A 20,014-nucleotide genomic window follows, 5' to 3' on the forward strand; every position below is an offset into this window, starting at 1 on the left:
TGAGGCTATCCTGCATTTTTCGTGTCGTCCGCGGAGAGTGCAGTGGGGAGGAACAGAGCGTGACGACCAGGGTGGGACTGTGGCTGGCCGGGCTGGTACTGGCCCTCGGCGCGACCGGTACGGCGCTGCCGGCGTCCGCGGCGTCCGGGCCGAACGGGCAGACCGTGACGGCGTCCCGGACGAGCGGGCTCGACCCCGCCGGGACCAAGGTGACCGTCAAGGGCAGTGGATTCGACCCGAACAAGGGCATCTACGTCGCCTTCTGCGTGAACAAGGGCCCAGGGCAACTACCTTCGCCCTGCCTGGGCGGCGTCGACATGAAGGGTGAGTCGGGCTCCTCGGTCTGGGTCTCCTCCAACCCGCCGTCGTACGGCGAAGGCCTCGCGCGTCCCTTCACCCAGTCCGGTGGCAAGGGCTCCTTCGAGGTCCAGCTCACGGTCAAGGCCAAGGACCAGTTCACCAACTGCCTGGACAAGAAGGTCGCGCCCCTCGGCTGCGCCATCAGCACCCGCGCCGACCACACCCGGACCGCCGACCGCTCGGCCGACGTCCTCATCCCCGTCACGTTCACCACCGGCGGCTCCGGGGGCAACCCCACCACCACGCCGACCAAGAGCCTCACGAACCAGCCCACCTCCGGCCCCACCACCGGCAGCGGCGGTAACGACACCACCAAGCCGAAGGGCTCCCTCGCCAACACCGGTGGCCTCGCCCTCGGCTTCGGCGCAGCAGCTCTAGCCCTGCTGGGTGGCGGCGCCGCCCTCGTTCTCCTGACCCGCCGCAAGACCAAGGAGCCCCAGGCATGACCCGCCGCGCATGGCCCGCCCGCACCGCAGCTGTGCTCGCGGCCCTCGCCATCTCCACACTCGGACTGACCCTGCCCGCGCACGCCGAAGACCCGGCGCCGCAGGTGCCGGCTGCTTTTGTGCCGAAGATCGAGGTGTCGAAGACGACTGGGGTGACCAACGGGGAGGACCTGTTGGTGAAGGGCTCCGGGTTCGATCCGGCGGCGAATGTCTCGACGCGGGTGCCGGTGACGCCCGGGCAGCCGGCCGGGGTGTACGTCGTGTTCGGGAGCTTCGCGGAGAACTGGCAGCCGTCGACGGGGGCGGATGCGAGTACGCGGACGCTGCTCGACACGAAGTGGGCGGTGCCGCAGCCGTCGTTCGACCAGGTGCAGCGCGACTTCCCGGCGCAGAAGCCGCGGATGGTGCTGCTGAACCCGGACGGCACGTTCGAGGTGACGGTGAAGGCGAAGACCGTCGCGGAGAACCCGCGTAACTACGGCGTCTACACCTATCCCGGCGGCGGCGCGGTCAACGCCGCCCATGAGCTCGGCGTCCAGGTCACCTTCGCCGGTGACAACCCGACGCCGACGCCGCCTCCGGTCGGCTCCCTCGACTGGGGTCTCAAGGCGTCGTTCCGCACGTACATCGAAGGACCGATCGCGCATGGCTCGATCACCCTTCAGCCGCCCGCGACCCGCAACACCGACGGCACGTTCCGATTCGCGAACGGCTCCGGGACGGCGGCGCAGGTCGCCTTCCAGGGCGGCGTGTACTTCAAGGGTCACGAGATGCAGGCCGGTAACCCGCTCCTGGAGGTGACCGCGAAGGACATCCGGATCGCGCTCGCCGGCAGTAGCGGCAAGATCATCGCCGACGTCACGAGCAAGAGCCTCGAGACCGGCCAGCCGACGACGTACGACGATGTCGAGCTCGCCACCGTCGACCTCGCCAAGCACCCGGTCGTGATCAAGGACGACGTCGCCACGGTCCTCGGCGCGACCACCACCCTGACCGAGGCCGGCGTCCCCGCCTTCGCCGGCTTCTACACCGCCGGTACGGCGCTCGACCCGATCAGCTTCGCGGTCAAACTGACGACGACGCCGGTCTGGCAGCCGAAGCTCGACGTCCTCGGCCCGGACGGCAAGCCGCTGACGACCGTCCCGCCGCAGGGCGTGACCGCGACCGTCCGCGGCAGCGGCTTCGACCCGGCGGCGAACCTCTCGACCCGCCCGCCGGTCCCGGTCGGTCAGCCGACGGGCGTGTACGTCGTCTTCGGCAGCTTCGACAAGACCTGGCGGCCGTCCGAGGGCGCTCCCGCCGCGACGCGCCGCGTGCTGGACCAGAAGTGGGCGCTGCCCGATTCGTCCCGCCCCGGCTCGGACCCGGCGTTCGTCACGCTCAAGCCGGACGGCACCTTCGAAGCCACGCTGAACGTCAAGCCGGCCGATGCCGCCACCGGCACGTACGGGATCGCGACGTACGCCGCCGGTGGCGCCGCCCCGAACGCCGCGCAAGAGCTCTTCAAGCCGGTCGTCTTCACCGGCGGTACGCCGACCTTGACGGTCGACCCGAGCGTCGACCTGAACGACGGCCAGACCATCACGGTCAAGGGCGCCGGCTACGCGCCGAACCGCGCCCTGTACGTCGCTCAGACCCCGCAGGGCGCCCCCGGGACGTCGAACCCGTCGCCCTTCACCGGCGCGCAGCGAGTCGTCACCTCGGCGTCCGGCGCGTTCCAGACGACCGTCCCGGCCGTGGTCACTTTCACCAACGAGGGCGTGCAGATCGACTGCAAGAAGGTCGCCTGCTACGTCGCGAGTTTCAACTCACCGCTTGCCTCGGACAACGAGGTGGTCGACCTGCGCGGCGACCGGACCCAGGACGTCTTCAAGACGATCACCTTCAAGACCCCTGGCCCGCAGCCGGTCCTGCCGGTGGTCACCACTCAGCCCAAGGCGGCGACAGTGGTTGCTGGCGGCAACGTCCAGTTCACCGCGGCAGCGACCGGTACGCCGGCGCCGACCGTGCAGTGGGAGCGCAGCTCGGATGCGGGGAAGACCTGGGCGCCGATCGCCTCGCCGTCCGCCGTCACGGCGACGCTCGCGCTGACCGGCGTACAGGCAGCGGACCACGACGCTCGCTTCCGGGCCGTGTTCAGCAATGCGGCCGGCTCGGCTACGACGTCCGCGGTCGCGCTGACCGTCACGGGCGCGGAGCCGAAGGTTGCCGTGTCCCCGGAAACCGTCAAGCAGGGCGCCGAGCTGGTTGCCGATGGCAGCGGATTCCCGGCCGGGCAGAAGGTGTCGGCCGCGGTTGACGCGGCGGCGCCTCCGGGGGCGACGGAGTACAGCTTCAGTAACAGCAACGGGCAGACCGTGACGGTCAGCTCCGCCGACAGCAAGCCGCTGACGGTTGCCGGGGGCAAGCTGCGGCTCACGGACGGCGCGCAGCTGGCCGTGAAGGTCAGCGGACTGAAGAACAGCAAGGAGAACACCGCAGCCGCGCCGAGCGGGTTCTACACGCTGACCGCCGTCGACAACGGCGCGGGTCAGGTGGCTTCGCCTGCGATCGGCGGCGCCGACATGACCGGCAAGACCGGGCAGTCGGCGTGGATCACCAACTTCCCGTACGCCGGTTCGGAGAACATCGTCGTCAAGATCGGGGCGGACCTGATCGCGCGGACGACGCTGACGGTGGCGTCGAAGGACGAGCTGACCGACTGCTCGAAGGTCGCGAAGGGGTGTGTGCTGTACCTGCGCGCCGATCACCGCTCGACGGCGAACCGGGCGTTCGACGTCCGCGTGCCGTTGGAGTTCGCGGCGGCCGGAGCCATGGCGAAGGCCGCGACGGTCGCCGGGCCGACGCTGGGGGAGCAGGTGGCCGATGCCGAGGGCAAGGTTCGCTTCACCTGGAAGGTGCCGGCCGACTTTGCCGTCGGCAAGCATGTGCTGACGCTGAACGGCCCGTCGGGCCTGACCGCGGCGGCCAACTTCTCGGTGTCCTCGGCAACCACCCCGACGCCGACTCCCACGCCGACGCCCACTCCTTCGCCGACACCGACACCGACTCCGACTCCGACTCCGACCAAGACGACGCCGCCGGTGACCGATACCCCGACCAAGCCGACCGGCTCGCTGGCGAACACGGGTGGCGCGGGTGTCTGGCTCCCGATCGGCGGCGGCGTCCTGCTGCTGGCCGGCGTCCTGATCACGCTTGCCACGCGGAGGAAGAAGGCATGACGCACCCCTTCACGCCGGAGATCGTCGCGGCGGTCCTCAAGCACATGAACGCCGATCACGGCGGCCATTCGCTGGAGATCGTCCAGGTGCTCGGCGAGCGCCCGGACGCGACCGCGGTCGAGCTGACCGCGCTCGACCAGGCCGCGGCGATCTTCACCGCCCAGGTCGCGGACGGCGACCCGGTAGAGGTCCGGATCCCGTGGTCCGAGCCGATCACCGACCGGCCGCAGTTCCGCTCCGAGTTCGCCCGCATGCATCGCGAAGCCGAAGCCGGCCGCTGACCTGGTAGCTCCTTGGCCCAGCGGGCGCTCCGGCTACGGTTGGGGCACCCGTGGGTGAAGGAGGAACGCGCCGTGGTGGAGCGGATCGGGCTGGTGGTTCATCAGGGCCGGGAGATGGCCGTGCGGACGGCGGCGACCGTGCGGGAGTGGGCCGACCGGCACGGGATCGGCTGTACTGACATCGATGTCTGGCAGGACCACGGGCATCGGCGCGGCGGGATGGCCGAGCTGCACCATGCCGGCGATCCGGATCTGGTCGTCACTCTCGGCGGTGACGGGACCTTCCTGCGCGGCGCGCGGATCGCGGCCAAGAACGACGCCGCCGTCCTGGGCGTGGACCTGGGCAAGGTCGGCTTTCTGACCGAGGTCGCCTGTAAGGACGTCGAGGCGGCGCTCGAGGCCGTGCACCACGGCGGGGCGACGATCGAGGAGCGGATGACGCTCACGATGCGGGCCTCCCGCGCGCTGGAGATCCCGGAGGGGATCGAGTCGTTGCTGCGGTATGGGCACGGTCCGGCGCTCCCGCCGCCGGCTGTGCGGCCGGAGAGCACCGAGGGGGACGGCTGGGGCCTCGCGCTCGACGTGACCGCGCTGAACGACGTCGTCCTGGAGAAGCTGGCGCGCGATCACCAGGTGGCGCTCGGCGTGTACCTGTCCGGGCGGCTGCTGGCGTCGTACTCCGCGGACGCCGTGATCGTGGCGACGCCGACCGGGTCGACGGCGTACAGCTTCGCGGCCGGCGGGCCGATCCTGTCGCCGAACACGAATGCCATCGTGTTCACCCCGGTCGCGCCGCACATGACCTTCAACCGCAGCGTGATCGCCGCCCCGGATGAGCCGATCGCGCTGCGGGTGCTGCCGCATTCGGGGCAGGCGGCGGTGAGTATCGACGGGCAGTTGCGCGGCGTCCTCGACCCGGGGGACTGGATCGGCGTTTACGGGTCGGCGCGGCCGCTGCGGCTGGTGCGGTTGCGGCCGACGGACTTCTACGGCCGGCTGCGGGACCGGTTCCGGCTGACCGATGCGCCCGCGACCGGCGTCGACGGGGAGTCCGACGCGTTCTTCCTGCCTTCGGATTCGCCTGTCCCGCCGGACCTCGCGCACCTGCGCCTGCCACCTGCGGTTGGCGAATCCCGGTAGGGTCTGTCCCCATGCGAAACGTGGTGATCCTGGCCGGGGGCTCGGGGACGCGGCTGTGGCCGATGTCCAGGGACGACAGGCCGAAGCAGGTGCTGCCGTTGGCGGCCGGTGAGTCGCTGCTGCGGGTGGCGTACAACCGGCTGCAGGGGCTGGTCGAACCGGAGAACATCTATGTGTGCACGGTCGGCGCGTACGCCGACGTCGTCCGCAAGGAGCTGCCGGAGCTCGGCCCGCACGCCATCATCGGCGAACCGGCCCGCCGCGACACCGCGAACGCGGTCGGTCTCGCGTCCGCCGTCGTCGCCCGCAACGACCCGGACGCCGTCGTCGCGTTCGTCGGCTCGGACCACCTGATCAGCCCCGAGGACGAGTTCCGGTCGGCGATCGAGGCCGGGTTCGCGGTCGTCGAGGCGCGGCCCCGCTCGCTGGTCACCTTCGGCATCGAGCCGACCCACCCGCACACCGGGCTCGGCTACATCGAGCGCGGCGCGGCGATCGACGGGACGTCGGCGTACGTCGTCGACCGGTTCCGCGAGAAGCCGGATCTGGCCACGGCCGAGGAGTACCTGGCCACCGGCCGCTTCTGGTGGAACTCCGGCATGTTCGTCTGGCGCGCCGAGACCGTGCTGAGCGTCCTCGACGAGCTGCTGCCCGAGTCCGCCGCGAACCTCCGCCAGGTCGCCGCCGTCTGGGACACCCCCGACCGCGACGCCACCCTGGCCGGTATCTACCCCAACCTGCGCAAGATCAGCGTCGACTACGCCGTCATGGAGCCCGCCTCCCAGGGCAAGGTGAACGCCGAGGTCGTCGTCGTCCCGATGCCCGTCCACTGGCTCGACGTCGGCTCCTGGGCCGCCCTGGCCGGCACCTACACCGCCGACCCCGCCGGCAACCGCACCGACGGCACCACCCTCAGCTGCCTGCTCGACTCCCACGACAACATCATCGTCACCGACGACCCCAACCACCTGATCGCCACCGTAGGCCTCCGCGCCCACATCATCGTCCACACCAAGGACGTCACCATGGTCTGCCCCCTCACCGACGGCGAACGCGTCAAAGACCTGGTAGCCCAAGTCCAGTCCGACCACGCCGAGAAGTACCTGTAGCCGAGAACACCCCCGCGACCGACCGGTCGCGGGGGTGTTCTGTTCGCTGTTGGGGTCAGCCGCCGTTGGGCTCTTGGGCGTCGGCGGCGGGGTACTTGTCCATGAACTGGTTGAGGGCCTCGCCGGAGACGGCGCCGCAGAACTGGCGGTGGCCGAAGGCTTTGGTGGCGCCGGGCTTGTTACCGGACCAGTGGGAGAAGGCGACGTTCTTGCCGGCGGGCCATTCCTTGCCGTCGGTGACGCGGAAGGGGGCGGCGATGAACTTGCCGTTGGTGCTGTCGGGGAGCTTGGCCTTCGCGATCGACTCGATCTGCGACTTCTGGTCGTCCGGGAGGGTGTCGCGGTACCAGAGGATGGTGTAGCCGTGCTCCAGGTTGTGCACCAGGTTCGGGATCGCGGGCCGGTCGTCGAGGGTGTAGAACTTCCGCGCGAACGGCGCCCAGTCCGGGTAGTGCGAGCCGGACGACGGCGGTGAGACCGCGTAGTCGATCTGCGTGCCCTCGGGCTTGTGGTCCATGGTGCCGGTGGCCTCGTCCTCGGTGATCGCGTCACAGGACGCAGCCGACGCGGCGACGCCGAAGTCGCCGATGGGTTGGCCCTTGGTGCGCGAATCCTGGATCAGCTTGACCGCCGGGTAGGCGATGATGGCCAGGCCGACGACGATCGAGGCGACCACGATGAGGACGGTCCGGTTCCGGTCCGACTTCGCCTGGTCCCGCTGCATCTTCTCGATCATCTGGCGGCGCGACTGCTTCTGCGACGACGCTTTACCCACAGTGTTGGTCTTCCCGGTGTCGGGGCGGCCACCGCGCCGCCGTGCTGATGCAGTGTACGAGAGGACCCTGAGAAGTTGCCTAGGAATCTAAACCGACCGTGAGCCGAACGTGACCGTCGCCTCACTCCCCGGCCCCGTCCGTACGCTCACGCCGTAGCCCTCCGCGTGCAGCAGGACCGCCAGCCGCTCGGCGACGACCCCGACTGTGACCGGTTCCTCACCGAAAACGGTGACAGCGCTGTCAGCGACGTCGAGCCGCACACCCTCGACCGAATCGAGGAGGCCGTCCCACAGCGCCGGATCCGCCGGCCGCGGCCCGGTCGGCGCCTGCCGCGCCAGGACGGCGGCCCGCGCCGCCTCCCGGGTACCAAGGCTGAACATGTCGTGCTCGGCGTCCCGGACCAGCGCCCGCGCGCCCGGGCCGTGCTCGCCGACCGGCAGTACGACGTCCTGCAGCCCGCGCAGCACCGCGACCGGGACGCCGTCCGCCTTGCCCTTCACCAGCTCACTGGCACTGGCGATCTCGTCCGCCAGGGCCGGCTCGGTCACTGCGAGCACATTGCCGTGGCTGTCCGTCGTACCGCGCAGATCCGCCAGAACGCGGACTCCGGCCGCGCCGATGGCCAGATCGATCTGACCGGTCCGCCACGGCCGCCCCAGGGTGTCTGTGACGACGACGCCGACGTTCACGTCGTACCGGTCCTTCAGAGCCGTCCGCAGCGCCACAGCGGACGCATCCGGGTCGACAGGTAACAGCAGCACCGTCCCCGGCGCAGTGTTGGACGTGTCCGTCCCAGCGGCGGCCATCACGAGGCCGTGCCGCGTCTGCACGATCCGGGTGTCGCCGCGCTGGGCGACCACTCTGACCAGCTCCGAGTTCACTGCCTCGTGCCGGGTGCCGGTGGTGATCCGGCCCTCGGCCTTGCTCATGATCTTCGACGTCACCGACACCACGTCGCCGTCGCGCAGATCGGCGGCGTCGCCGATCAGCGCGGCCAGGTCGTCGCCGGCGGCCACTTCGGGCAGCCCGGTCACCGGTACGACTTCCAGGTGCTTCCTCATCGCCGTACAGCCTCCGCGAGGTTCAGAGCCGCGTCGGCCATCGCGGCGGTGGTGGTCTCGTCCGTCATCCACAACGGCACCGCCTGTACGTTGATTCCGGCGCCGGCGATCGAGTCCGCCTGGATGGCGTCCGAGGAGTCGATCAGCCACCCGTCCAGGACGCCGCCGGACGCGCGCGACCCGTAGTACCGGGCCACGGCGGACGCCGTCGCCGCGACGCCCACGGTCGCCAGCACCTTGTCGGCCATCCCGCGGACCGGGCCGGTGCCGATGATCGGCGACAGCCCGATGACCGGCGCCGACGTCTCCCGGACGGCGTCCCGGATCCCCGGTACGCCGAGGATCGTGCCGACCGAGACCACCGGGTTGGACGGCGGGATCAGCAGGACGTCGCAGTCCCGGATCGCCTCCAGGACGCCGGGGGCCGGTTTCGCCTTCTCCTGGCCGACGGCAACGATCTGGTGGGCCGTGACGTCGGCGTGCCAGCGCACCCAGTACTCCTGGAAGTGGATGGCCTTCCGCTTGCCCGGCTGCTCCGGGTCGTCGACCACGACATGCGTCTCGACGCGGTCGTCGCTCATCGGCAGCAGCCGCACCGGCAGCTTCCAGCGCTGACACAGCGCCTCGGTCACCGCGCTCAGCCCGTACCCGGCGTCCAGCATCTGCGTCCGGACCAGATGCGTCGCCACGTCCCGGTCGCCCAGCCCGAACCACGTCGGCTCGACGCCGTACTCCGCCAACTCCTCCTTGATCACCCAGGTCTCGTCCTCGCGGCCCCAGCCGCGCTCGGCCGAGATGCCGCCGCCAAGCGTGTACATCACCGTGTCGAGGTCCGGGCAGACCCGGAGCCCGAACAGGGTGATGTCGTCCGCCGTGTTCCCCACCACGGTGATGTCGGCGTCCGGGCGGGCCTTGATGAGCCCGCGCAGGAAGGTGGATCCGCCGACGCCACCGGCCAGCACTGTCAATCGCATGGGAAGAGTCTGCACGAGTCGTCAATGCGCCGAGCCACCGCACGACTATGCTGCGGTGGGTCCGAACATCCGCACAGCTCAGTTGTACGGCCCCCCAACATCCCGAGGAGCCCTCGTGGTCACCGACGCAACCAAGAAGCTCAGAGAGCCGGTCGCGTACATCCTGCTCGCATTCGCCGGCCTGTTCGTCCTGGCCGCGCTGATCCGGCTGTTCGTCGGCGGCGCGGGTTTCACTGCCTCCGCCGGCAGCGTGCAAGGCACTCTCACCCCTCCCGGCATCCCCGCGCTGGTGCTGCTGACGGCGCTGGTCGCATCGGTCTGGCTGGTGAACGAGTCCGGTGAGCGCACGCAGAACGCGCGGACCGTCACGCTGGCCGCGGTCGCCATCACCGGCGTCGCCGCGCTGCTCGGCCTGATCACGGCGTTCGCCGGGTTCGCCGAGACCAGCACCGCCGGTCTGAAGGTCGTCGCGTTCGTCTGGGCGCTGGGCGGTCTGTCGCTGTACGCGGCCGCGGGCCTCTACCTCTTCAAGACCTTCCAGGGCCTGCCGGCTCCGGTGCGCGCCCCGAAGCCGGGTCAGTTCGCGCAGCAGGGTCAGTACGGCAACCAGTACGGCGGCCAGCAGCAGTTCGGCGGCCAGCAGGGCTACGGACAGCAGGGCCAGCAGCAGGGCCAGTACGGCCAGCAGGGCCAGTTCGACCAGGGCCAGGCCCAGGGCGGTCAGTACGGCGGTTACGGCGCGGCAGCCGGTGCGGGTGCGGCCGCTGGTGCCGCCGGTGGGTACGCCGCTGCCCAGCAGGGTGGCGAGCAGCAGTGGCCGCAGGAGCAGAGCTGGAACCAGGGCGAGCAGCAGCAGGCCTGGTCCGCGAGCGACGCCGAGGCGCAGCCGCAGCAGCCGGCCGAGCAGGCCTGGTCCGCCGGTGGTCACGCCGAGCCGACGCAGCAGTGGAGCTCCGAGGGCCAGCAGCAGTGGAGCGGCCAGGAGCAGCAGGGTGCCCAGTGGCCGCAGGAGCAGCAGCAGTGGTCGTCCGGTCAGGACTACCCGCAGTCGGAGTGGCCGTCGCAGGGTGAGCAGGCGCAGCCGGAGGGTCAGCAGGCCTGGCAGGGTGAGCAGCAGAGCTGGCCGGCCGAAGAGGCTCCGGCCGCCGACGCGCCGGTCGCGGAGCAGCCGAAGACCGAGCCCGCGCCGAACGAAACCCGCGTGGATCCGCGCGTTTCCGAGGGTACGAAGGACGACCAGGGTCAGCAGCAGGGACAGGGTCAGCAGGGCTGGTGGTCGCAGCCGTCCTGACCGGGAACTCCTTCCTGAGCAGGCAGCAATCCGGCAGCAAGCCTTTGCCGCGTTACCCGATGCGGCAGAGCTGAAACAAGTTCAGCGAACTTCATGCGCTACCACATGATGACGAGAGGCCTGTGTACACAGGCCTCTCGTTGTTTTGCAGCCATGTTGCGGATGATGCCAATAGCAGACCACGGCTTGACTTTCGTGCATTGCAGGAATGTAATTTCAACCGTGTCGTTCGTTGGACACTCGGTATCGGGGACCGTTGCAGAGCGCAGGACGGACGAGGTCAGGCATGTGGACCGCAAACCCACATGTACAGGGGAACGAACAGGGTCGAGGAGGTCGGACCGTGACAGAGAGCCTGATGGCGATTGTCGACGGTGAGGCGATCGAGGAGGAGCCGAACTGGCAGGAACGGGCGTTGTGCGCCCAGACCGACCCAGAGGCGTTCTTCCCGGAGAAGGGCGGGTCAACCCGCGAGGCGAAGAAGGTGTGCCTCGGGTGCGACGTCCGCGGGGAGTGCCTGGAGTACGCACTACACAACGACGAACGCTTCGGAATTTGGGGCGGGCTGTCGGAGCGTGAGCGTCGCAAGCTGAAGAAGAGGGCCGTCTGACGGTCTGAGCAGAAGCCGCCACACAACTTCACACGATCTTTCCGCGAGGCCCTGGGGACTACCTGTCCACCGGGGCCCGCGGCTTTTCCGAAGGCTCCCGAGGCGGCTGTATGGTGACCCAGACCGTCCGTACCGACCGAGGTGTCACTGCGCCGCATGGAACAAGAAGCTCCGGCCGGCTGGGAGTTCTTCGACTCCGTCGACTTCCCGACCGACCACATCGACGACCCGATGGGCCGCCCGCGGATCCGGCACGTCGTCACCGCGGTGGTGGTCGGGCACGAGGGCGCCGCCTGGTTGCCGCGGCTGTCCGAGGCGCTCTGGGCGCTGAACCCGCGTCCCGACCGGCTGATCGCGGTCGACACCGGCTCCACCGACGAGACCGCCGAGCTGCTCGCGTCGATGCCCGGCGTCGAGCCGGTGGTCAGCGTCTCGGCCCGGACGGGTTTCGGGACGGCGGTTTCCCGCGGCGTCGAGGCGGTCGGCTTCGCGCCGATCCCGTCGCCCTACGGTCCGTACGGCGACGACGCGCAGATCCCGGTCGTCGAGTGGCTCTGGCTGCTCCACGACGACTGCGCGCCGGCGCCGAAGGCCCTGGAGAAGCTGTTGCTCCAGGCCACTACCGCGCCCGACGTCGGCATCTGGGGGCCGAAGCTGCGGCTCTGGCCGCGGGATCGTGAGCTGCTCGAGGTCGGCGTCACGACATCGCTGGGCGGCCGCCGCGACACCGGCATCGAGAGCGGCGAGCTCGACCAGGGCCAGCACGACCAGCCGCGGAACGTGCTCGCCGTCAGCTCGGCCGGCATGCTCGTCCGTCGCGACGTCTGGGAGTCGCTGCGTGGGTTCGACCCGCGGCTGCCGATGTTCCGCGACGACATCGACTTCGGCTGGCGCGCGAGCCGCGCCGGCTACCAGGTCGCGGTGGCGCCTGATGCGGTCGTCTATCACGCACAGGCCGCTGCGACCGGTGAGCGGGCCCTGGCGGGCACGCGGCGGCATGCTTACCAGCTCGACCGCGCCCACGCCTACTACACCGTCCTGGCGAACGCACCGGGCAAGCTGCTGCCGCTGCTGATCCTGCGCTTCCTGCTGGGCACGATTCTGCGCTCGGTCTGGTTCCTGCTCGGTAAGACGCCGTCCGGCGCCGTCGACGAGTGGACGGCGCTGCTCGGCACCGTCCTGGCCGGCGGCTGGACGCAGGCCCGCAAGGACCGCCGCAGTGTGGACCGGGTCCCGTACGACGACATCAAGGGCCTCTTCTCCCGGTCGGTGAACGCGCTGCGTCACAACCTGGAGGAGACCACCGGCACGATCTCCGAGCGGATCCGCGAGGCCTGGGCGGATGAGCCCGAGGAGCAGGTCGTCACGACCGCCCGGCGTGCGAAGAGCACTGCGCGGGTAGCGGTCGACCAGCCGCGTTGGCGCCGTCAGCTGATCCGTCGGCCGTTCCTGGTCGCGTGGGTCGTGCTGGCGCTCGGTTCGTTCGTTGCGGCCCGCAGTCTGATCGGCAGCGGCGTACTGCGGTCGAACCTGCTGCTCCCGGCACACGAGAACCTGGGCGCGCTGTGGCATGCGGCTGCGTCCGCACCGCCCGGTGTGACGCCGCCTGCCTGGTTGGGGCAGTTCTGGGCGTTCTCAACGGTCATGTTCGGCCCATCGGGTGCGACCAACATTCTGCTGCTCGGTGCGGTCCCGCTGGCTGGCTTGGCGGCCTGGGCGCTGCTGCGGTCCTTCATCGTCGATCGGGTCGCGCGAGCGTGGGGCGCTTCGGCGTACGGCATCGCGGTCTTCACCAACGGCGCGATCACCCAAGGCCGGCTCGGGACGGTCGTCGCGGCGATCGTGCTGCCGCTGCTCGGCGCCGCGGTGCACACTGTGGCTCGGCGGCGGCGCGTGATCATTCAGGGCAGCTGGCGAGCCGCATGGTTCGCAGGTATCTGCCAGGCCGTGTTGTTCGTGTTCACGCCGGCGCTGGGTGTGCTGGTCGGCGTCACTCTGGTCATCGGCGCGGTGCTCGGCCTGGGCTGGCGGCGGCAGGGCCGTCAGCTGGTCTTCTCTGTTGTGCTCGGCATGGTGCTGGTGCTGCCGTGGACGATTCAGCTCGTGCTGCACCCGTCGCTGCTCGGCCAGGAGGCTGGTGGCCGTCCGACGGCTGCGATCGGTCCGGGCGACAGCCTGGCGCACCTCCTGACCGGTACGCCGGTTGGCGGGCCGACGCCCTGGTGGTTCGCGCTGCCGCTGATTCTGGTCGCTCTGGTCAGCCTGGTGCGCGAGTCCCGGCAGCGGTACGAGCTGCTCGGCTGGGCGGCCGCGCTGGCCGGTCTGGTCGGTGTGCTGGTCGCCAGCCGGCTCGGTGGCGGCAGCGGCCCGCTGATGTTCTTGATGACCGCCGGCTGGATCATCGCCGTCACGGTCGCTTGGGACGCCGTGGGCAAGACGAGCGATCTCATCGCGCAGGGTGTGCTGGGCCTGGTTCTGGTCACGACCATCATCACCTCTGGTTTCTGGCTCGTCCGCGGGATGGATGGGCCGCTGTTCCGTGGCCCGGTTCAGGACCTACCGGCGTACTTGGTAGCCGCGCAGGGGCCGCCGACGGACAACTCGATCCTCGTCGTCCGCAAGGCGACCGGTGGTGCGATGCGGTACACCCTGGTCAAGGACGGCGGTCCGCGGATGGGTGCGATCGAGGCCGCGCCGAAACCCGAGCAGACCAAGCCGATCACCGACGTCCTCTCGACACTCGGCGGTGGCGGCTCAGGTGAGGAGGGCCGCCAGCTGGCCGCGCTCGCGGTCGACTACGTCTACCTCCCGGCGCCGGTCGACGCGACGCTGCAGTCGACTCTGGACTCGCTGCCCGGTCTGACGCGTGCCAGCGCCAACGAGGGGGATGCCTCCTGGCTGGTGGACAGGTCGGCCGGTACGGGCGAGTCGCCGCTCAAGGACGTCACCCATAGCTTCTGGCGCATCCTCGGCCTGATCGGCTGGATCATCGCGCTGGTCTTCTGTCTGCCGACCGTCCGGCGGACTGTCGCCGTCCCGCACGGCACCCACGCTAGGAGAGACCGATGAGCGGCCTGCTGTCGGATCCGCGCGCCCGGCTCGGCATCTGTGTGCTGGCGATCGCTGCCATCGGCGGGGTCGCTGTGGTCACGCAGCCGAAGCGGGCGGATGTCTCGCCCCAGGCGGCCGCGCAGTCCCCGGCCCGCTCGGTCGTGAACCGGGCGGCGCTGGCCTGCCCGGCGCTGACCGCAGGTAAGCAGACCGCCGTGGTGAACGCCGTCGCGCCGACTCTGCCCGAGGGCACGCCGACGGCGTCCGGCGACGAGCAGCCGCTGTCGATCACCCCCCTCGGAAAGGAGCCGGCGCCGGTCGGGTCGGTTCTCGTCCGTAACAAGATCGCCGCCACCACGCCGTCCGCCCAGCCGAAGACGCTGTCGATCGTCGGCACCGGCCCGCTCGCGGCCGGCACGGTCGGCACCAGCACGGCGACGGCGACGACCGGTGCGAACCAGGGGATGGCGAGCGCGCCGTGCCAGGCGCCCGGCTCCGACTTCTGGTTCGTCGGCGCGTCGACGGCGAACGAGCGGCGCGACGTCCTGACGCTCACCAACCTGGACAGCGTGAACGCCGCGGTCAACGTCACGATCTACTCGAACAAGGGCCAGCTGGATCTCCCGGCGACCCGGGGCATCGTCGTCGCCGCGCATGCGACGACGGAGGTCTTCCTCGGTCAGTTCGCGCGCAGCCAGAAGGACCTCGCGCTGCACGTCGAGTCGACCGGTGGGCGCGTGGCGCCCGCGCTGCGCAGCAACGCGGCCAAGGCCGACAAGAGCCCCGGCGGCGTCGACTGGATCGGCCCGTCGGCCACCCCGGCGAACAAGGTGTTCGTCCCGGCCGTCGCGCCGGGCGGCGGCGCCCGGACGCTCGTCGTGGTGAACCCAACCGACCTGCAGGCGACGATCGGCATCACGGTGAACGGCCCGAACGGCCCGTTCAACCCGGCCGGTCAGGAAAACGTCCGCCTCCCGGCCGGCGCGGTGGTCGCGATTCCGCTCCAAGCGGTGCTGAAGGGCGACGCCAGCGCGATCAGCCTGACGTCGGACCAGCCGATCACCGCCTCGGTGCGGACGGTCGACAAGAGCGGTGGGGACTTCGCCTCGGTCGGCTCGTCGGATCCGCTCCGCGGCCCGGGGTACGTCGTCCTGCCGCCGCACGCGCAGCCCGCCAACCTGCAGCTGACCGCGCTGGAGAAGCCCGCCAGCCTCAAGCTGGAGCTCCGGGACGCCAGCGGCAAGGTGCTGCAGACCCGCGCGGTGGATGTCTCGGGCGGCACGACCACGCCGATCCAGCTCAAGGCGCAGACCAAACCGACCTACCTGACGGTCGAGCAGACCCGCGGCTCGCTGATCGCAGGCGTCACGCTGATGCCCGGCGCGAAGGCGGACAGTGATGCGGTGGCTCAGGTGGCTGCCTGGCCGCTGAACACGTCGCTGGTCTTCCGGGCTCAGCTGGGCGCGCAGCCCGACGTCCGGGCCGCGCTGGGGAGCTAGCCCTCTGAGGTGTTGGCGCCCGGGTCCTGCAGCATGCGCAGGTGGCCGCGGCGGGCCACCTCGACCGGTGCGCCCGGTACGTCCTGGCCGGGCTCGCGGCGCGGCAGCGGGCGCGCCGCCTCGCGGACGGCGTTCGCCAGCGCCTCGAGATCGTCGGACGACGGACCGGCCGCGGCCGGGTCCGGAGCGAGGCGGATGACCTCCCAGCCGTTCGGCGCGGTGAGGCGGTCGGCGTGGTCGGCGCAGAGGTCGTAACAGTGCGGTTCGGCGTACGTCGCGAGCGGACCGAGGACGCAGGTCGAGTCGGCATAGACGTAGGTGAGCGTCGAAACGGCCGGCTGATGACAGGCGGCGCGCGAACAGATCCTGGCGATGCTCACGACCAGACGTTACCCCCACTAGGCTGAGCGTGTGACCGAGGCTCGCCGTCATCGCAGGCACATCGACCGCCATGGGCGCGGCATGCTCGGCCCGATCAGCCGGCCGAGCTCCTTCGCGCCGCGCGGTCTGCCGTTGCAACGCTCCGCCGCTGCCCAGTTCGACGAGGTGGTCGCGATCGAGGTGACACGACTGGAGAAACGGCTCCCGCAGGTCGTGGCCCGGGTCGAGTTCGCCATTGAGGACGTCCCGAATCTCGACCTGGACGCGACCGAGATCCCGCTCACGCACGCCACCGGCGGCACCTCGCACGAGCCGTACCGGATCGTCGTCTTCCGGCGTCCGATCGAGCTGCGGGCCGAGCGGTCCGGCGCCGGGCTGGCCTGGCTGGTCCGCTCCGCGCTGGTGCTGGAGCTGGCCGACGTCCTCGCGCTGTCACCCGAGCAGATCGACCCGGAGTTCGACGCCGACGAGGACTGAACCCCGCACGTTCCGTTCGATCCTGTTCCGTAGTGTGGAAAGCTGATTGTGTCCGTCGTTGTCAGCGAGGAGGATCGTCAGCTATGAACGATCAAAAGCTGCGGGTGGGAGTAGTCGGGCTCGGGTTCGCCGGGCGGACGGCGCTCGAGGCGTTCTCGGAGCTGCCGGACGCCGAGGTGATCGCGCTGGCCGGTCTGGAGAAGGACCTCCTGACCAGCCTGGGTGAGAAGCACGCCGTCCCGCATCTCTACGAGAACTGGGAGGACCTGCTCCAGACCGAAGGGCTGGACGCGGTCAGCATCGGTACGCCGACGCAGCTGCACGCTCCGATCGCGCTGGCGGCGCTGGAGCGCGGGCTGCATGTGCTCTGCGAGAAGCCGCTGGCGCGGACCGTGGCTGAGGGCACTGCGATGGTCGAGGCTTCCAAGCAGGCCGGCAAGGTGCTCAAGGTCATCTTCAACCACCGCGAGCGTGGTGACGTGGTGGCGCTGAAGCACCAGATCGAGGAGGGCCAGCTCGGCCGGATCTACTACGCCAAGGCGCACTGGATGCGGCGCAACGGCATCCCCGGGATGGGCGGCTGGTTCACCAACCGGGAGCTGTCCGGTGGCGGCCCGCTGATCGACCTGGGCGTCCACATCCTCGATATGGCGCTGCACCTGCTGGGCGAGCCGCAGGTGACCACAGTGTCGGCGAACACGTTCGCCGAGCTCGGCCCGCGCGGCCGGGGCAGTGTGAGCAGTGCGGAGCGGCCGACCGTCGACACGCTCGGTTCGAAGTTCGAGGTGGAGGACCTGGCGACGGCGTACCTGCGGCTGGAGGGCGGCGGCGCACTGCAGCTGGAGACCAGCTGGGCGACGTACCGGGCGCCGGGGGACAACTTCGGCATCGAGCTGTTCGGCACCGAGGGCGGCGCGAAGATCGACGTCCAGAACTACACCAACGACGACACCCTGCGGATCTTCACCGATGTGGCCGGTATCCCGGCCGAGGTGCGACCTGCGACCGGCGCCGGGCTCGGCCACCGCGGAGTGGTCCGCGAGTTCGTCCGGATCGTCCGCAGCGGTGAGTGGGAAGGGCACAACGGGTCCGAAGCGCTGCTGCGGACCGAGGTCATCGACGCCTGCTACGCCTCGGCGAAGGCGGGACGAGAGGTAGTACTCCATGGCTGAACCGATCCGCGTGACCGTCTGGGGCGAGAACGTCCACGAGGGCCGCGACGAGACCGTCCGCAAGCTCTACCCGGACACCATGCACGAAACGATCGCCTCCGCGTTGCGGGCGAAGCTGGCTCAGGACGTCGTCGTCCGGACCGCCTGGTTGCAGCAGGACCAGCACGGCCTCACCGAGGAGGTGCTGGCCGAGACTGACGTACTGACCTGGTGGGGGCACGCTGCGCACGACCAGGTCGACGATGCGGTCGTCGAGCGCGTGCAGAAGCATGTCCTGTCCGGTATGGGCCTGATCGCGCTGCACTCGGCGCACTTCAGCAAGATCTTCATCAAGCTGATGGGCACCACCTGCTCGCTGGACTGGCGCGCCGAGAACGACCGTGAGCTGATCTGGACTGTCGCTCCCGGCCACCCGATCGCCCGGGGCATCCCGCACCCGCTGGTGATCGACCGCGAGGAGATGTACGGCGAGCTGTTCGACATCCCGCAGCCGGACGAGCTGGTCTTCATCAGCTCGTTCAGCGGTGGCGAGGTGTTCCGCTCCGGCTGCACCTACCGGCGCGGCCAGGGCCGGGTCTTCTACTTCCGCCCCGGCGACCAGGAGTTCCCGACCTACCACCACGACGGCGTCCAGCAGGTGATCGCGAACGCGGTCGGCTGGGCCGCCCCGACCAGCCCGCGGCAGCTGCCCGAGGTGCACCACCGCAAGGACACGGGCTGGTTCGAGCGAGCCTGAAATACGGTTTGGCGCGTGGTCCGGATAGGGTCCACGCATGGTTGACGTTGCGGCGATCTTCAAGGCGTACGACGTTCGCGGGGTCGTCCCGGAGCAGCTGGACGAGTCGGTGGCCCGGGCGACCGGGGCGGCGTTCGTCGAGGTCCTGGACGTCCTCGCGGGTGCTGGGGCGGTCGTCGTCGGGTACGACATGCGGCCGTCCAGCCCCGGGCTGGCGGCCGCCTTCGCCGAGGGCGTGGCGAGCACCGGCGCCGACGTGATCATGATCGGGCTCGCCTCGACCGACCAGCTCTACTTCGCGTCCGGCCGACTGAACCTGCCGGGCGCGATGTTCACCGCCAGCCACAACCCGGCGCAGTACAACGGCATCAAGCTGTGCCGGGCCGGCGCCGCGCCGGTCGGCGCGGACTCCGGGCTGCGCGATATCGCCGACCTGGTCGAGAAGTCGCTGGCCGAGGGGCCGGCGACGACCGCCGTCCCGGGCAAGATCCGCGAGAAGGACCTGCTGACGGCGTACGCCGACCACCTGCACGACCTGGTCGACCTGACCAAGATCCGGCCGCTCAAGGTGGTCGTGGACGCCGGGAACGGGATGGGCGGGCACACCGTGCCGGCCGTGTTCGCGTCCGGTCCGGTCGAGATCGTGCCGATGTACTTCGAGCTGGACGGCAGCTTCCCGAACCACGAGGCCAACCCGCTGGACCCGAAGAACCTGGTCGACCTGCAGGCCAAGGTCCGCGAGCTCGGCGCCGACCTGGGCCTGGCCTTCGACGGCGACGCCGACCGCTGTTTCGTCGTCGACGAGAAGGGCGACCCGATCTCGCCGTCCGCGATCACCGGCGCGGTCGCCGTCCGCGAGCTGGCCAAGCACCCGGGCGCGACGATCCTCTACAACCTGATCGCCTCCAAGGCGGTGCCGGAGCTGGTCGCCGAGCACGGCGGCGTCGCGGTGCGGACGCGGGTCGGGCACTCCAACATCAAGCAGAAGATGGCCGAGACGGACGCCGTCTTCGGCGGCGAGCACTCGGCGCACTACTACTTCAAGGACTTCTGGCGGGCCGACACCGGCATGCTGGCCGCACTGCACGTGCTGGCCGCGCTGGGTGAGCAGGACCGGCCGGCCAGCGAGCTGTTCGCCGTGTACGAGCGCTACGTCGCGTCCGGCGAGCTGAACAACACGGTCGACGACGCGGCGGCGACCGTCGCGGCGATCGAGGACACCTACGGCGACCGGGACGGCATCGAGCTGGACCGGCTGGACGGTTTGACGGTGTCCGCGTCAGAGTGGTGGTTCAACGTCCGTGCCTCGAACACCGAGCCGCTGCTGCGGCTGAACGTCGAGGCGGCGGACCGGGCCGCCATGGAGCGCGTCCGCGACGAAGTACTGGCCCTGATCACCGGTAGCCCGGTGAAGAAGGAGAACTGACCC

At 70.3% G+C, this 20,014-nt stretch carries 17 protein-coding genes; 13 read left to right on the plus strand and 4 right to left on the minus strand.

Annotated features, from left to right (window positions below):
• Positions 1–59 precede the first annotated feature (59 nt).
• Genes ACZ6ZD_RS15740 through ACZ6ZD_RS15760 form a run of 5 tightly spaced genes read left to right on the plus strand, consistent with a single transcriptional unit; the run spans position 60 to position 6,557 of the window.
• The gene (locus ACZ6ZD_RS15740; protein WP_465672442.1) at positions 60–806 is read left to right on the plus strand and encodes a hypothetical protein; all 747 of its coding nucleotides are present in this window, start codon (positions 60–62) and stop codon (positions 804–806) included.
• The gene (locus tag ACZ6ZD_RS15745; RefSeq protein ID WP_465672444.1) at positions 803–4,027 is read left to right on the plus strand and encodes an HtaA domain-containing protein; all 3,225 of its coding nucleotides are present in this window, start codon (positions 803–805) and stop codon (positions 4,025–4,027) included. Before ACZ6ZD_RS15740 ends, ACZ6ZD_RS15745 begins: the two co-directional genes overlap by 4 nt.
• The gene (locus tag ACZ6ZD_RS15750; protein ID WP_465672446.1) at positions 4,024–4,308 is read left to right on the plus strand and encodes a DUF2470 domain-containing protein; all 285 of its coding nucleotides are present in this window, start codon (positions 4,024–4,026) and stop codon (positions 4,306–4,308) included. Before ACZ6ZD_RS15745 ends, ACZ6ZD_RS15750 begins: the two co-directional genes overlap by 4 nt.
• 54 nt (positions 4,309–4,362) lie before the next feature.
• Positions 4,363–5,448: an NAD(+)/NADH kinase gene (locus tag ACZ6ZD_RS15755; protein WP_465672448.1), complete on the plus strand. Its 1,086-nt coding sequence runs from the start codon at positions 4,363–4,365 to the stop codon at positions 5,446–5,448.
• Positions 5,449–5,459: 11 nt separating this feature from the next.
• Positions 5,460–6,557 (plus strand): mannose-1-phosphate guanylyltransferase, encoded by a 1,098-nt coding sequence (locus tag ACZ6ZD_RS15760; protein ID WP_465672450.1) that lies wholly within the window; start codon positions 5,460–5,462, stop codon positions 6,555–6,557.
• A gap of 55 nt (positions 6,558–6,612) precedes the next feature.
• Here ACZ6ZD_RS15760 and ACZ6ZD_RS15765 read toward each other — a convergent pair whose 3' ends face one another.
• The 3 genes from ACZ6ZD_RS15765 to cofD form a co-directional block, all read right to left on the minus strand.
• On the minus strand, positions 6,613–7,332 hold the full coding sequence (locus tag ACZ6ZD_RS15765; RefSeq protein ID WP_465672452.1) for a DUF3105 domain-containing protein: 720 nt from the start codon (positions 7,330–7,332) through the stop codon (positions 6,613–6,615).
• An 87-nt stretch (positions 7,333–7,419) separates the two neighbouring features.
• Complete coding sequence (locus tag ACZ6ZD_RS15770) at positions 7,420–8,394, minus strand: coenzyme F420-0:L-glutamate ligase (RefSeq protein WP_465672454.1); 975 nt, start codon at positions 8,392–8,394, stop codon at positions 7,420–7,422.
• Positions 8,391–9,368, minus strand: a complete 978-nt coding sequence (gene cofD, locus ACZ6ZD_RS15775; protein WP_465672456.1) for a 2-phospho-L-lactate transferase — start codon at positions 9,366–9,368, stop codon at positions 8,391–8,393. Before cofD ends, ACZ6ZD_RS15770 begins: the two co-directional genes overlap by 4 nt.
• 115 nt (positions 9,369–9,483) lie before the next feature.
• Here cofD and ACZ6ZD_RS15780 point away from each other — a divergent pair, with 115 nt between their 5' ends.
• The 4 genes from ACZ6ZD_RS15780 to ACZ6ZD_RS15795 all read left to right on the plus strand — a co-directional run bounded on the left by ACZ6ZD_RS15780 (position 9,484) and on the right by ACZ6ZD_RS15795 (position 15,819).
• Complete coding sequence (locus ACZ6ZD_RS15780; protein WP_465672458.1) at positions 9,484–10,659, plus strand: hypothetical protein; 1,176 nt, start codon at positions 9,484–9,486, stop codon at positions 10,657–10,659.
• A 358-nt stretch (positions 10,660–11,017) separates the two neighbouring features.
• Positions 11,018–11,269: a WhiB family transcriptional regulator gene (locus ACZ6ZD_RS15785; RefSeq protein ID WP_171678158.1), complete on the plus strand. Its 252-nt coding sequence runs from the start codon at positions 11,018–11,020 to the stop codon at positions 11,267–11,269.
• 156 nt (positions 11,270–11,425) lie between these two features.
• Complete coding sequence (locus tag ACZ6ZD_RS15790) at positions 11,426–14,338, plus strand: glycosyltransferase (RefSeq protein WP_465672460.1); 2,913 nt, start codon at positions 11,426–11,428, stop codon at positions 14,336–14,338.
• Entirely contained in the window at positions 14,335–15,819 is a 1,485-nt protein-coding gene (locus tag ACZ6ZD_RS15795; RefSeq protein ID WP_465672462.1) for a DUF5719 family protein, read from the plus strand. The genes ACZ6ZD_RS15790 and ACZ6ZD_RS15795 overlap by 4 nt, the downstream gene beginning before the upstream one ends.
• Here ACZ6ZD_RS15795 and ACZ6ZD_RS15800 read toward each other — a convergent pair.
• The gene (locus tag ACZ6ZD_RS15800) at positions 15,816–16,199 is read right to left on the minus strand and encodes a DUF3499 family protein (RefSeq protein WP_171678095.1); all 384 of its coding nucleotides are present in this window, start codon (positions 16,197–16,199) and stop codon (positions 15,816–15,818) included. The genes ACZ6ZD_RS15795 and ACZ6ZD_RS15800 overlap by 4 nt on opposite strands.
• 31 nt (positions 16,200–16,230) lie before the next feature.
• Here ACZ6ZD_RS15800 and ACZ6ZD_RS15805 point away from each other — a divergent pair, with 31 nt between their 5' ends.
• The 4 genes from ACZ6ZD_RS15805 (at position 16,231) to ACZ6ZD_RS15820 (ending at position 20,011) form a co-directional block, all read left to right on the plus strand.
• Positions 16,231–16,677: a metallopeptidase family protein gene (locus ACZ6ZD_RS15805; RefSeq protein ID WP_465672464.1), complete on the plus strand. Its 447-nt coding sequence runs from the start codon at positions 16,231–16,233 to the stop codon at positions 16,675–16,677.
• 83 nt (positions 16,678–16,760) lie between these two features.
• Positions 16,761–17,849 carry a Gfo/Idh/MocA family protein gene (locus tag ACZ6ZD_RS15810; protein ID WP_465672466.1) on the plus strand — a complete coding sequence of 363 codons (1,089 nt, stop codon included), beginning with the start codon at positions 16,761–16,763 and terminating at the stop codon, positions 17,847–17,849.
• A complete protein-coding gene (locus ACZ6ZD_RS15815; RefSeq protein WP_465672468.1) occupies positions 17,842–18,585 on the plus strand; it encodes a ThuA domain-containing protein in 744 nt (247 codons plus the stop codon). Before ACZ6ZD_RS15810 ends, ACZ6ZD_RS15815 begins: the two co-directional genes overlap by 8 nt.
• A 37-nt stretch (positions 18,586–18,622) precedes the next feature.
• On the plus strand, positions 18,623–20,011 hold the full coding sequence (locus tag ACZ6ZD_RS15820; protein ID WP_465672470.1) for a phosphomannomutase/phosphoglucomutase: 1,389 nt from the start codon (positions 18,623–18,625) through the stop codon (positions 20,009–20,011).
• Positions 20,012–20,014 lie beyond the last annotated feature (3 nt).

This window comes from Kribbella sp. NPDC104218 (assembly GCF_055584105.1).

Bases quoted from the DNA above. Each gene is read 5' to 3' on its own strand.
- ACZ6ZD_RS15770 (WP_465672454.1), bottom strand. From the start codon at position 8,394: ATGAGGAAGCACCTGGAAGTCGTACCGGTGACCGGGCTGCCCGAAGTG.
- cofD (WP_465672456.1), bottom strand. From the start codon at position 9,368: ATGCGATTGACAGTGCTGGCCGGTGGCGTCGGCGGATCCACCTTCCTG.
- ACZ6ZD_RS15820 (WP_465672470.1), top strand. From the start codon at position 18,623: ATGGTTGACGTTGCGGCGATCTTCAAGGCGTACGACGTTCGCGGGGTC.
- ACZ6ZD_RS15760 (WP_465672450.1), top strand. From the start codon at position 5,460: ATGCGAAACGTGGTGATCCTGGCCGGGGGCTCGGGGACGCGGCTGTGG.
- ACZ6ZD_RS15790 (WP_465672460.1), top strand. From the start codon at position 11,426: ATGGAACAAGAAGCTCCGGCCGGCTGGGAGTTCTTCGACTCCGTCGAC.
- ACZ6ZD_RS15795 (WP_465672462.1), top strand. From the start codon at position 14,335: ATGAGCGGCCTGCTGTCGGATCCGCGCGCCCGGCTCGGCATCTGTGTG.
- ACZ6ZD_RS15810 (WP_465672466.1), top strand. From the start codon at position 16,761: ATGAACGATCAAAAGCTGCGGGTGGGAGTAGTCGGGCTCGGGTTCGCC.
- ACZ6ZD_RS15815 (WP_465672468.1), top strand. From the start codon at position 17,842: ATGGCTGAACCGATCCGCGTGACCGTCTGGGGCGAGAACGTCCACGAG.
- ACZ6ZD_RS15785 (WP_171678158.1), top strand. From the start codon at position 11,018: ATGGCGATTGTCGACGGTGAGGCGATCGAGGAGGAGCCGAACTGGCAG.
- ACZ6ZD_RS15745 (WP_465672444.1), top strand. From the start codon at position 803: ATGACCCGCCGCGCATGGCCCGCCCGCACCGCAGCTGTGCTCGCGGCC.
- ACZ6ZD_RS15750 (WP_465672446.1), top strand. From the start codon at position 4,024: ATGACGCACCCCTTCACGCCGGAGATCGTCGCGGCGGTCCTCAAGCAC.